The 12348-nt window shown below is 62.0% G+C and carries 13 protein-coding genes; all 13 read right to left on the reverse strand.

Annotated features, from left to right (window positions below; translation table 11 throughout):
- Nucleotides 1-20 precede the first annotated feature (20 nt).
- The 13 genes from VLA65_RS04350 to VLA65_RS04410 all read right to left on the reverse strand — a co-directional run bounded on the left by VLA65_RS04350 (nucleotide 21) and on the right by VLA65_RS04410 (nucleotide 12268).
- Nucleotides 21-2513, reverse strand: coding sequence for a bifunctional lysylphosphatidylglycerol flippase/synthetase MprF (locus VLA65_RS04350; protein WP_332602058.1), 2493 nt, complete (start codon nucleotides 2511-2513; stop codon nucleotides 21-23).
- Between the two features lie 68 nt (nucleotides 2514-2581).
- Nucleotides 2582-3853, reverse strand: a complete 1272-nt coding sequence (locus tag VLA65_RS04355; protein ID WP_332601890.1) for an alpha/beta hydrolase — start codon at nucleotides 3851-3853, stop codon at nucleotides 2582-2584.
- Between the two features lie 5 nt (nucleotides 3854-3858).
- Complete coding sequence (locus tag VLA65_RS04360; protein WP_059387617.1) at nucleotides 3859-4290, reverse strand: DUF2550 domain-containing protein; 432 nt, start codon at nucleotides 4288-4290, stop codon at nucleotides 3859-3861.
- Nucleotides 4291-4300: 10 nt separating this feature from the next.
- Complete coding sequence (locus tag VLA65_RS04365) at nucleotides 4301-4585, reverse strand: F0F1 ATP synthase subunit epsilon (RefSeq protein ID WP_059387616.1); 285 nt, start codon at nucleotides 4583-4585, stop codon at nucleotides 4301-4303.
- 1 nt (nucleotide 4586) lies between these two features.
- Nucleotides 4587-6041, reverse strand: coding sequence for a F0F1 ATP synthase subunit beta (gene atpD, locus VLA65_RS04370; protein ID WP_059387615.1), 1455 nt, complete (start codon nucleotides 6039-6041; stop codon nucleotides 4587-4589).
- Between the two features lie 86 nt (nucleotides 6042-6127).
- Entirely contained in the window at nucleotides 6128-7015 is an 888-nt protein-coding gene (locus tag VLA65_RS04375) for a F0F1 ATP synthase subunit gamma (protein WP_059387614.1), read from the reverse strand.
- Nucleotides 7016-7108: 93 nt separating this feature from the next.
- Nucleotides 7109-8746, reverse strand: coding sequence for a F0F1 ATP synthase subunit alpha (gene atpA, locus VLA65_RS04380; RefSeq protein ID WP_059387613.1), 1638 nt, complete (start codon nucleotides 8744-8746; stop codon nucleotides 7109-7111).
- An 83-nt stretch (nucleotides 8747-8829) separates the two neighbouring features.
- The gene (locus VLA65_RS04385) at nucleotides 8830-9657 is read right to left on the reverse strand and encodes a F0F1 ATP synthase subunit delta (protein WP_284988407.1); all 828 of its coding nucleotides are present in this window, start codon (nucleotides 9655-9657) and stop codon (nucleotides 8830-8832) included.
- Nucleotides 9657-10217: a F0F1 ATP synthase subunit B gene (locus VLA65_RS04390; protein WP_078108476.1), complete on the reverse strand. Its 561-nt coding sequence runs from the start codon at nucleotides 10215-10217 to the stop codon at nucleotides 9657-9659. Before VLA65_RS04390 ends, VLA65_RS04385 begins: the two co-directional genes overlap by 1 nt.
- 54 nt (nucleotides 10218-10271) lie before the next feature.
- Nucleotides 10272-10490: an ATP synthase F0 subunit C gene (atpE, locus tag VLA65_RS04395; protein ID WP_028264751.1), complete on the reverse strand. Its 219-nt coding sequence runs from the start codon at nucleotides 10488-10490 to the stop codon at nucleotides 10272-10274.
- Between the two features lie 82 nt (nucleotides 10491-10572).
- Complete coding sequence (gene atpB / locus VLA65_RS04400; protein ID WP_059387612.1) at nucleotides 10573-11373, reverse strand: F0F1 ATP synthase subunit A; 801 nt, start codon at nucleotides 11371-11373, stop codon at nucleotides 10573-10575.
- An 81-nt stretch (nucleotides 11374-11454) separates the two neighbouring features.
- Nucleotides 11455-11793, reverse strand: a complete 339-nt coding sequence (locus tag VLA65_RS04405) for a hypothetical protein (RefSeq protein WP_084784335.1) — start codon at nucleotides 11791-11793, stop codon at nucleotides 11455-11457.
- On the reverse strand, nucleotides 11780-12268 hold the full coding sequence (locus tag VLA65_RS04410) for a hypothetical protein (protein ID WP_332601891.1): 489 nt from the start codon (nucleotides 12266-12268) through the stop codon (nucleotides 11780-11782). The genes VLA65_RS04405 and VLA65_RS04410 overlap by 14 nt, the downstream gene beginning before the upstream one ends.
- Between the last annotated feature and the right edge of the window lie 80 nt (nucleotides 12269-12348).

Below are 12348 nucleotides of genomic sequence, written 5' to 3' on the forward strand. Positions count from 1 at the left end.
TGCGGGACCCCTTTTCCTTTTCAGGCGACCAGGGTGCGGAGAAGCCTGGCAGTTTGGCGAACGGATAGCCCCGGCAAATATGCGCGGCTTAGCGCGGCGCCGATCGCGGGAATCTCCAGGCTGTCCTGATAGTACATATACAAAGTCCTGTACTCCGGCTGGAACCTCGATTTGAAGCGGGCCAATGAGCGGAATCCGTAAACAGGTTCCAGGGTCCTGCCCACGAGGTCGAGAATGCCCGCCAGGCCGGCTTCCCCGCTGGAGAATTCCTCGGTCTCGCCGGCAAGAGGAGAGCCCGACAAAGAAATGACCTCCACTCCTTGCCGCAACTCGTGCACTGCCGAGGCAATCATGAATTCCATGAGGCCAGGAAAGGCATCGCTTCGCCGACGCATGAAATCCAAGGTCCAGCTGATCACCCGCCCGTCACGAAACACCGGCAGCCAACTGGTGACCCCATAGACAAACCCTTTGCGGTCGACGGCGATGCAGCACAGCACTTCATCGTCCATCAGCTCGTCGAGGGAACCCAAGGTAAAGCCCATTTCGGGTACCTTTTTCCTGGCGGCCCACTCTTCCGACACTTCGCCGAGTTGGGAGCGTACGTGTTGCGGAAACTCCGAATAGCGCCCCCACCGGGCTTCAACGCCGGCCTTTAGCGCGCGGTTCTTTGCTGTACGGACGTTTTGCCACGCTTTGCCCGTGAACTCAAGGTCACGGATGGAGAGCCGGGTTTCCTGGGCGACCGCAATTCGGCGAAATCCCGCGGATTGCAGCATCGACCACAATTCCTCGGTGCAGGAATAGAGGCACGGCACCAATGCATGGTGCGCACAGTAGTCCAGGAACCCCTCGGTCGCGGCAGGGGCTTGTGCGGGATCACCGAACGGTCCGGCAAGGGTCAGTGCCACGTTTCCGTGCTGCTGGTAGGCAATTCCAGCGTCCATTCCGGGAGTGAACCAGAACTTGTTCGGCTCCCACAGCGCCATCCACGAAAGCGACTCCCCGCCGCGTTTGACCAAAGCCTTGGCCGCCAGGCGGGCCGGATCGTCGCCGCCGGGCCCGTGCTGCCGTTTCAGGAGCAGCGTCCACACCGCTGCCATGGCCACCAGCCAGAAGATGATCCCGGACCACGCGAACAATATCGACTCGGCGGCGCTACGTTCCGCGAACACTCGACCGAAGGCCGTGGGTATGGGCAAGGGAAGATACTGCCGGGCGAGTTCCGCAATGAGGCCGAGGATGCCGCCGTCGTGCGCCATACCGCCCGAGCCGAGCCAGGCCCCGGTGTAGCCACTCGCCAAGATGAGCCACGTACCGCCAACCAGCCATGCCATTTTCCGGCGGAGCGGCGCCCTGGAGCCCACCACAAAGTTGCCCCGGAAAAGGAAGAGCAGGACCGCCAGGATAAGGGGAACCAGGGCGAGGGTCAGAATGTGGAACACCGCGGAGCCCATGACTACCGTACGGCCCCGCCCTGGAAAATGCGGAATGCTGGCAAACAACACCAGATAGGCAAAGGACAAAGCCACCACACCGAGTTGCACGGCGATGGCGATTTTCAATGCCAAGCGCCTTCCTTGGCGCATGCCCACCGCGCAGATCAGGAGAAGCAACGCGGGCACCACCGCGAGGGCCACGCCGGCGGGCCCGGGATAGCCCTGGCGTCCGAGCTCAAGGCAGCTGATGTCCACGGTTCCACCGCAGTTCGCCTGTAACTGGTTGAGCGTCGGGACCGGGTTCAGGACCATTTCGCGGAGCAACGCGAGCGGCCCCGCGGGGCTCCTCACCGCGCCCGCCACCAGGGGCCCGACGCCGAAAATCGCCACCATGAGGGACAACAGGTTTCGGGTTTCACGCCTGGTCGCCCGGTGGCTCGGTTGAATTCCGTGGTCGAGCTGGAGCCACAGGCCCGCCCCCAGTCCGAGCACGGCTCCGGCCAGGGCCATGACGGCTGAGGGGTCGCCGACGTACAGGACCAAGAGGAGCGACAAGGACACAGCGGTCGCCCTCAGGCGCCTGCGCCACAGGGTCGGGAGAAGGCCGCTGGCCGCCATCGAGACGAAGAGGGTTGCCGGAAGCGGCCCGGAAGTCCTGGCGTCCATCATCCGCCCCAGCCAGCCGTCGTCGGCGTAGGCTGCCAACTGGACCACCAACAGAAAAGCGGTGACCGTGGCAAACTGTCCGCCAAAGAAGCCCGCCGCCGTGCGGAACAACCCCAGCTTGCGCTCTGCAGAGCCCAACAGCACGACAAACAACAACGAGCTCATCACGTAATCGAGGGGGTTGGCTGCAAAGAACATCGACGTCCAGATGGACCACCAGTCCCCCGACTTCAATCCTCCGCCGCTCACGCTTGAAAGGTGCCGCAAGACGTCGGGGCCGTACCCGAGATCTGAGTCGAAGATCGCGGGAGTGAGAAGGTACAGGGCGAGCACAATCACGGTGAACGGGATTGCCCCGATGTGGGCAGCCACGTTGCCCAGGATGGCCCGGGCAAGCGTTGCCACCATCTTCCGGGCGGGTTTGCCTTCTTCGGGATCAGTCGTCTGGTCCTTGGATAACCGGGCTTCCTGGGTGCTCACTGGACGAGTCCCCAGCGAGGGGCCAGGAATTCCATGGCGGAAGGAAGCTCTTGCACGGCGACCGCCCACGAATGGCCGGCTCCGGAAACTGAAGCGTGCCGGATGTCGAAGCCGGACGTGCGGGCGGCCGCCGCAAGCTCGGTGGCGTAGCCGACGAATTCGCCGTCCGAGGCCCCGACGGCGAAGAAGCCCGCAAGCCCGTCGTAGCTTCGCTGTTTCATCAGGTTCAACGGTGTCAGGGCGTCGAAGGCCGTAGAGTCGCCGCCAAATGCGGTCTGGATGGTCCGCCGGCGGTCCGGGCCAAGTGAAGGCTCCCGCTCTCCCGAGAACGCGATGAACGAAGGATAGATTTCGGGATGCAGCGTAGTCATCTGCACGGCACACGTTGCGCCGAAGGAGAACCCGCCGACCGCCCACTTCCTTGGGTCGGCCGAAACCTCGAGCGTCGAATTGATCCAACGCGGAACATCGATCGCTAGGTAGGTATCCGCACGTGCGATCCGGCTATCCATGCACATCGTGTTTGCGGTATCGGAACCGTTGGGATCGACCACCACGACGACGGGCGCCACGCCTCCGTGCCGGGCGGCGAAAGTATTCATGGCCGGTTCAAGGAGACCGCCGGTCAGCCAGTCGGCGGGACGTCCGGGTTGGCCGGCAAAGAGCACCAGAACCGGTAGTTGGCTGCGGTCAGCGGATTGGTAGGCCGGCGGCAGGTAGATGAAAGCATCCTGGGCCGTGAATCCGGATTCGATTCCGGGGATCGACGCCCTGCGGACAAGTCCCCCCTCAGGCAGCGACACCGGGAGGGTTCGGGAAGAACCCCTCTTGAACCCCTCCTCAAGCTGTGGGATCCGGCCAACATTGTGGCCGAAGAGATCAGCCGCCGTGTGGTTAAGCCCGAAGTAGCTGTTGGTCTGAAGTGCGGAGAGGAGCAGGACCGCGAAGAACGAGACCCCTGCGGCGCTCCTGCCGCGCCACGAGGAACCCGGAAGCCGAAAAAGGAAGAGGGCCAGCGCGGAAAAGGCAACCGTCGACCAAGCAAGGACATCGAAGGGGAGATCCTCCGGGAAGACGGTGAGGACGTTGACGAGCAGCCAATGAATGACCGCAACAACTCCGCTTGCGGCGACAAGCGACACAACAATGGAAAGCAGCCAGCGCCGGTCCCATCGCAGGAGAAGGAATGCGCTCCCGGCAATTCCAGCGCCAAAGATGGTCCAATAGAACGGACCATCAACAAGGCTCAGGTTGTACAGGAATTCCACTGTCCTCAGCGCCAGGTGCCGACGCCCACCACGGGGCCGGCCTCCAGCCAGGATGACAACCCGGCGTAGGCATCAAATCTCATTGCCAGCATGAACCGCTGGCCTTCGTGCTGGAGTTCGACGACCACGACGTCGGGCTGCAGCCTCGTCAGTTCTTCCTCCGTTGGCTTCCGGCGGCCCAAGAGTTCCAGGGAGCTGCGGCGGAAGCTGTGTCTTGGACGGAAGCTAAGGGAAAGCAGGCGGAACCACTCAAGCTCCGAGTCCTGATAACGACAAACCCCCATCCGCCAGCTGTTTCCAGCCGTGCAAATGGAGGCGTCGACCGTGCCCAGGGCGCGCCGCAGATTGAAGCGGCGCACCCCGACGAGGCACAGTGTAAAGATCAGCAACGCAAACGCCGTTGCCAAGGCGATGAACGGAATAGCAGAATCGTCCATCAAGGTCTTGCTATCGGATCCCCGCAGTAGCTGAATCGCCCAACTGGGCGTTGTCAGCGACGATCACCACGCGGTTGTTGTCGACGGAGAAGAACCCGCCGTCCACAACTACTGCAAGGCGGTCTCCGGTAACCGGCTCGATGGCCAGCTCGCCCGCGGCCAGAATGGCGAGGAGCGGCGAGTGGCCCGGCAGGATCCCGATTTCACCATCGCTGGTACGGGCCTTGACCATCTTGGCCGCACCGGACCACACGAAGTGGTCCGCTGCGACAATCTCAACCTCGAGCTCAGCCATACTACTTGGTCTGTTCCTGGATCTTGGCCCACTGGCGCTCGACGTCGTCCAGGCCGCCGACGTTGAAGAACGCCTGCTCTGCGATGTGGTCCAGCTCGCCGTCGCAAATCGCCGTGAAGCCTTCGACAGTGTCCTTGATGGACACGGTGGAGCCTTCGACGCCGGTGAACTGCTTGGCGGTGTAGGTGTTCTGGGACAGGAACTGCTGGATGCGGCGTGCACGCGACACGACGATCTTGTCTTCTTCGGACAGTTCGTCGACGCCGAGGATGGCGATGATGTCCTGGAGTTCCTTGTTCTTCTGCAGGATCTGCTTCACACGGACAGCCGTGTTGTAGTGGTCCTTGCCGATGTACTGCGGGTCCAGGATGCGGGAAGTCGACGTCAGCGGGTCAACGGCCGGGTACAGACCACGGGAGGCGATTTCACGGGAAAGTTCCGTGGTCGCGTCGAGGTGTGCGAAGGTCGTTGCCGGAGCCGGGTCGGTGTAGTCATCAGCCGGCACGTAGATAGCCTGCATCGACGTGATCGAGTGGCCCTTCGTCGAGGTGATGCGCTCCTGCAGGAGGCCCATCTCGTCAGCGAGGTTCGGCTGGTAACCAACTGCGGACGGCATGCGGCCGAGCAGGGTGGAGACCTCGGAGCCCGCCTGCGTGAAGCGGAAGATGTTGTCGATGAAGAGCAGCACGTCCTGGTTCTGCACATCGCGGAAGTACTCCGCCATAGTGAGCGCAGACAATGCCACACGCAAACGCGTTCCCGGCGGTTCGTCCATCTGGCCGAATACAAGGGCAGTGTCCTTGAGGACGCCTGCCTCTTCCATTTCAACCCAGAGGTCGTTTCCTTCACGGGTACGCTCGCCAACGCCGGCGAATACCGAAGTACCACCGAAGTTGCGGGCCACACGGGTGATCATTTCCTGGATCAGAACGGTCTTGCCGACACCGGCGCCACCGAACAGACCGATCTTTCCACCCTTGATGTACGGGGTGAGAAGGTCGATGACCTTGATGCCGGTCTCGAGCATCTCCGTGGAGCCCTCAAGGGACGCGAAGGCCGGGGCCTTGCGGTGGATCGGCCAGTAAGCGTCCGCGTTGATCTCGGACTCGTCAACGTCCAGCGGCTTGCCGAGAACGTTGAAGATGTGGCCCTTGACGCCGTCGCCGACAGGCACGGAGATCGGGGAGCCGGAGTCCTGCACGGAGGTGCCGCGGACGAGTCCGTCGGTGGCCTGCAGGGAGATGGCACGGACGAGGTTGTCACCCAGGTGCTGGGAGGTCTCGAACGTGATGGTCTTGGTCTCACCGTTGAGGGTTACCTCGGTGGTGAGTGCGTTGTAGATCGACGGGATTGCGTCAGCCGGAAATTCGACGTCGACAACCGGGCCGATGACGCGGGCAATGCGGCCGGTGGCGCCGGCCGTTGCGGCTGCGTGCTCGGTAGCGGTGGCAGTCATCTCTCTCACTTCACTCAGTAGATGGCGTGGGGTTAAGTTTATCTATTTGGTGCAGGTGCAGCTTGCGCCGAACCATGCACCGGCAACTACGCGCTCAGGGCGTCGGCACCGGCCACGATTTCGGAAAGCTCCTGCGTGATCTCAGCCTGGCGGGCCGTGTTGCGCAGACGCGTGTACTTCTTGATCAGTTCGGTCGCATTGTCGCCTGCCGACTTCATGGCGCGCTGGCGGGCGGCGAGCTCGGAAGCCGCTGCCTGCAACATTGCCGCGAAGATGCGGGACTCGATGTAACGCGGAAGAAGAGCGTCAAGCACCTGCTCCGACTCCGGTTCGAACTCGTACAGCGGCAGAAGCTCGGACTCGCTGACTGCCTGCTCTTCGACCTCGAGCGGCAGCAGACGGACAACCGTGGGCTCCTGCGTCACCATCGACTTGAAGCGGGTGTAAACGACGTGGATCTCATCCACGCCACCCTCAGCGAAGTCGTTGGCGAACTCTTCGAGAAGAGCGGCGCCGACTTCCTTGGCAGTCTCGAATTCCGGTGCGTCCGTTCCGCCGGTCCACACGCGGGAGTACGAACGGCTGCGGAAGTCGAAGTATGCCTGGGCCTTGCGGCCAACCAGGTAGGTCTTGACTTCCTTGCCCTCTGCCCGGAGAAGCTCGTTGAGACCTTCAGCCTTCTTGAGCACGCTTGCGGAGTAAGAACCAGCCAGGCCACGGTCCGAGGTGATGACCAGGACGGCGGCACGGCGGATCTGCTCCGGCTCGGTGACTAGCGGGTGATCGATTTCGCTCTGGCTTGCGACAGCAGAAACAGCACGGGTAATCGCGTTTGCGTAGGGCGTCGAAGCTGCAACGCGGGCGCGGGCCTTACCGATGCGCGAGGTAGCGATCAGTTCCATCGCCTTGAAGATCTTGCGCATCGACGTCGTCGAGCTGATCTTCTGGCGGTAGACCCGGATCTGGGCTCCCATACATTTCCTTTCCTAAGATCCCGATGGATCAGCGGCTAAGGCTTTGGCGAAGGTACCGGGCCTGCGGATTCCGCAGGCCCGGTAACCAATGCTCTAGCGCTTCTGCTTGACGATCTTTTCCTGGTCGACTTCGCCACCGGAAATCGCTTCGTGCTCTTCGTGGCCGGCGCCAACCAAGCGGTTGTCGCCCTCCCCGAAGAAGCCCTTCTTGAAGTCGATGATCGAGGACTTCAGCGCTTCAGCGGTGTCGTCGTCCAGGACGTTGGTCTGCGCCAGCGTGGTCAGGATGGAGGACTTGTGCTTGAGGTGCTCCAGGAACTCGGACTCGAAACGGCTGACATCCTCAACCGGAACGTCGTCCAAGTAGCCCTTCGTACCGGCCCAGATGGAGACAACCTGGTCCTCGACCGGGAACGGCGAGTACTGGCCCTGCTTGAGCAGTTCCATCAGGCGGGCACCACGGGTCAGCTGCTGGCGTGAAGCCGCGTCGAGGTCGGACGCGAACATCGCGAAGGCCTGCATGTCGCGGTACTGCGCCAGGTCCAGCTTCAAGGTACCGGAGACCTTCTTCATGGACTTGACCTGTGCCGCACCACCAACACGGGACACGGACACGCCGACGTCAACAGCGGGGCGCTGGTTGGCGTTGAACAGGTCCGACTGCAGGAAGATCTGGCCGTCGGTGATGGAGATGACGTTGGTCGGGATGTAGGCCGAGACGTCGTTCGCCTTGGTTTCCACGATCGGAAGACCGGTCATCGAGCCTGCGCCGAGCTCATCGGAGAGCTTGGCACAACGCTCCAGCAGACGGGAGTGCAAGTAGAAAACGTCACCCGGGTACGCTTCGCGTCCCGGCGGGCGGCGGAGCAGCAGGGACACTGCACGGTAGGCTTCGGCCTGCTTCGACAGGTCGTCGAAGATCACCAGGACGTGCTTGCCGCCGTACATCCAGTGCTGGCCGATGGCCGAGCCGGCGTACGGAGCCAAGTACTTGAAGCCTGCGGGGTCGGATGCCGGGGAAGCCACGATGGTGGTGTATTCCAGCGCGCCGTGGTCTTCCAGGGTCTGGCGCACAGCGGCAATGGTGGAAGCCTTCTGTCCGACACCGACGTAAACGCAGCGCACCTGCTTGCTGACATCGCCCGAAGCCCAGTTGGCCTTCTGGTTGATGATGGTGTCGACGGCGATGGCGGTCTTGCCCGTCTGGCGGTCACCGATGATCAGCTGGCGCTGGCCACGGCCGATCGGAATCATGGCGTCGATTGCCTTGAGACCGGTCTGCATGGGCTCGTGAACCGACTTACGCTGGGTCACGCCCGGAGCCTGGAGTTCCAGGGCACGGGTGGTCTCGGCCTTGATCTCGCCGAGGTCGTCGATCGGCTGGCCCAAGGGGTCAACTACGCGGCCAAGGAAGGCGTCGCCTACCGGGACGGACAGGATTTCACCGGTGCGGTGGACTTCCTGGCCTTCTTCGATACCGGTGAAGTCACCGAGGATGATGACGCCGATTTCGCGGACGTCGAGGTTCTGGGCCAAGCCCAGGGTGCCGTCTTCGAAGCGAAGCAGCTCGTTCGCCATGACCGAGGGAAGGCCCTCAACACGGGCGATGCCGTCACTTGCGGCGGTCACGCGGCCGACCTCTACGCGCTCTGCGTTTCCGGGTTCGTAGGACGCCGCGAACTCGTTCAACGCATTACGGACGTCGTCGGCGTTGATGGTCAATTCGGCCATCTGCAGTCCCTGCTCTCCTGTTTTCGTGATCATCGTTGCTCACGATGACCGGTGTTTGTATCAGTTAAGTTGTGCTTGTCTGGCTAGCCAGCGAGTTGCCGGCGGAGTTCGGACAGGCGGGCTACGACGGAAGCGTCAACCACTTCGTCTGCCACCTGGACCCGGATTCCACCGATCAGAGTTGGATCAACGCTGACGTTGACCTTCAGCTCGCGGCCGTAGAGGGCATCAAGCCCGGCCTGCAGACGGCTGGCCTGCGCATCCGTCAACGGACGGGTAACGCGGACAGTTGCGATCCAGCGCTGCTGGCGCTTGGCTGCAAGCTTGGCGAAATTGTCGATGAGCTTGCTCGGCTTGACGCCGCGCGGCTGCGATACGGCCTGGGCGATGAGGAGCTGGGCTTCCGGGCTTGCGCCAGGAACCAACTTCTCCGCCAGGCTGATCTTGGCCGCGGCACTTGCCTGCGACTCTCCCAGGGCACGTTGTACCTCGTGGCTGGAAGCAACGGTCTGGTTGAAAGCAAACAGATCGTTTTCCAGCTCTTCCAGCCCCGTGATTCCGGAGGCAGAAACGGCCGACTTGTTTTCAGCCACGGCGATGACCACCGTGGCGGCAAGAGTCTCGAGTGCATCGCCGATATCGCGTGCCGATGCCCAGCGTGAGCTGGCCAATCCACTCGCGATTTCCGCAGCATCAGCGGAGACTTTCCCGCCAACCAGCTGCTTGACCAGCGCCGACTTTTCTTCTCCGCTGCGGGAGGGGTCAGTCAGGGCGCGGCGCAAGCCAGCCGAGCTGTCCACCGTTCCCAGGATTCCGAAGAGGTCCTTAGCCAACTGCAGCGAGGCCGTCGGAAGCGTGGCTTCCAACTGCTCCAGCGCCTTGGTCAGCGATTCGCTCGATACACCTGCCATTACTTAGCTGCACCTGCGCTCTGGGTCTCCAGATCTGCAAGGAAGCGGTCCACCACGCGGGCGGCACGCTCGTCATCGCTGAGCGATTCGCCAACGATGCGCTCTGCCAAAGTCGTGGCAAGGGTGCCCACCTCGGAACGCAGGGAGACAACAGCTGCCTGGCGCTCCGATTCGATCTGGGCGTACGCCTGCTCAGTGATGCGAGCCGACTCGGCTGCTGCCTTGGTCTTCAGCTCCGCGAGGATCTGGGCACCTTCGGCTCGAGCTTCTTCGCGGATGCGGTTGGCTTCGGCGCGGGCATCGTGGAGCTGCTGCTTGTACTCTTCGAGAGCTGCAGAAGCTTCGGCCTGGGCCTTTTCAGCCTTGGCAATGCCGCCCTCAATCGCCTCTGCGCGCTCGGCAAAGGTCTTCTCGAACATCGGGACAACAAACTTGACCACGATGTACAAGAGGACCACGAAGCCGGCGAAGACGACGCCCATTTCCCAGAGATTGGGAACGAGCGGATTAGCCGACTCGGCGGCACCTTGAGCGGCGGCTGAGATGATCTGCTGATTCATGTTTCACCCGTCCTTATCTACTCGGTTCTGAATGTTCGCTTGGTTCTTAGCGGTTTACTTGAGAACGAAAGCGAAGACCAGGCCGAGGATGGCGAGGGCTTCCGTCAGAGCCAGACCAAGGAACGCGATCGGCTGGAGCACGCGCTGGGCTTCCGGCTGACGTGCAACACCGTTGATGTAAGCAGCAAATACGAGACCCACACCGATACCACCGCCGATTGCGGAGAGACCGTAGCCAATGAGGTTAAGGGAGCCGTTGATGTCGCCGTTCATTGTATTCCTTTCAAGATGCCGCAGTCGCGGCAGGTTGTTTGGTTTGCTTCAACCCCCGAAGGGGAAGATTGAGGGGTTGTGCCTAGTGGCTGTCGGCGTGGAGCGCGCCTTCGATGTAGATCGCAGTCAGAAGGGTGAAGACGTATGCCTGAAGCACCATGATCAAGGCTTCGAGCATGTACATGGCGACGGCGCCAACAAGTACCAGCACGGATGCGCCTTTGAGAAGGACGTTCTCCTGCATGACAAGGAACTCAATACCGGAGCCGGCGATCATCACGATGAGGTGTCCGGCCATCATGGTGGCGAAGAGACGGAGGCTGTGCGTCACGGGCCGGACCAGGAAGTTGGAGATAATTTCGATCGGTACGACGATCGGCAGGATGTACCAAGGAACTCCGGAAGGAACCGTGGCCAGCTTGAAGTACTTCAGGCCGTTCTTCCTGATGCCGATGCCGATCCAGGTGACATACACGACTGCGGCCAGCACATAGGCCCCGCCGACGTGCGAGAAGCTCGGAAGCTGGATCACGGGAATGGCGCCGTAGATGTTGTTCACCAGGATGAAGAAGAACAAGGAGAACAGAAGCGGCACGAACTTCATGAAGTCGCGGCCGCCGATAATGTCCTTGGCGATGCTGTTGCGGACGAAGCCGTAGGCCATCTCGCCTGCGAACTGCAGTTTGCCGGGAACCAACTGCTGCTTGCGTGCAGCAGCAATGAAGAATGTGGCGATAAGGACCACCGACAGGATCACCAGCAACATCTGCTTGGAGAAGCCATCGCTCGCACCCCACGGCAGGATAGCCGGCAGGTGCATTTGGTCGATTCCGGGAGGAGTGAAGGTCCCTGAATCCTGGGCCGGGAGCGCAAGCGCGATCAACGCGTTTCCTCTCTGCAGTGTCCATCATTGGGCGTTGTTGAGGATCCGGCCGCGTTTCTTGCAGCCATTTCCCGTGTGAAATTATTTGGCATTACTGTTCCCGTCCTGGGACGGACCACTGTCTGCTTTGCTTCCACCGGAAGACGAGCGATGACTTGTGAGGCCGTGCATATGGGAAAGATAGAACCCTCCTGCGGCTCCAAGCAGAGCGCCAAGGAGCACAATCCAGCGAGTCCCCCACAGATTATCCAGACCCCAGCCTATCAAACTCCAGACTATGATTCCGCCAACAATGTAGCTGAAGACGGCTATGCCGGCGTTGTATCCGCCGTCGCTTCCGTCGCTCACTTGCTCAGCGGAATCGCCGGTTTTTGGGGCATTGAGCGTAGCGGAGCGTCGCTTGTTCCTAGGAGTGAACATCGTCGCCCCCTTTGCCCGCTGCGGGGTCGTTGTAGATCTGGAGCCGGGCCTTGCTGAAGCCGTAGATTTCGGCGGTTTGCCACGAGACAACCGTGACGACGGCGCCGATCACGAACCAGCGTCCGTGCAGCCAGGCGGGCGCTCCCACGACGAAGAGCACCACCGCGAAGCCGACCACCTTGACAAAGTAGCTGGCAACGAACAGGCCGACCGCGCCGGAGGGGTTATCCCGGCCGACGAAATGGCCGATCAGGAGGCTGATAGCAAAAAATGCCATCACGATCGCCCCGCCGAATGCGGCAGAGAGCACCCCTACGCCACCGTTCATGACCGCCGCAACAGCCGACGTTGCCGCGAGGGCCGCCACCGCCGTCGTCGAGCTGAGGAAAAGAAGCCGCAGCCACAGCGAAGACGTGGAGCGGGGGGCAGCAACGCCGCTCGAGTCGGACTGCTGTCCGCCGGCGTTGGAGGTCATGGGGATGCCAATCGTCGTGGCAAGAATGCCAAATTCTCAAAAAGGGTGGGTGCGCGGGCGAGTGACTGTCCGCCCTAGAA

The sequence above is a fragment of the Arthrobacter sp. S2(2024) genome (genome assembly GCF_036662515.1).
Lineage (GTDB): Bacteria > Actinomycetota > Actinomycetes > Actinomycetales > Micrococcaceae > Arthrobacter.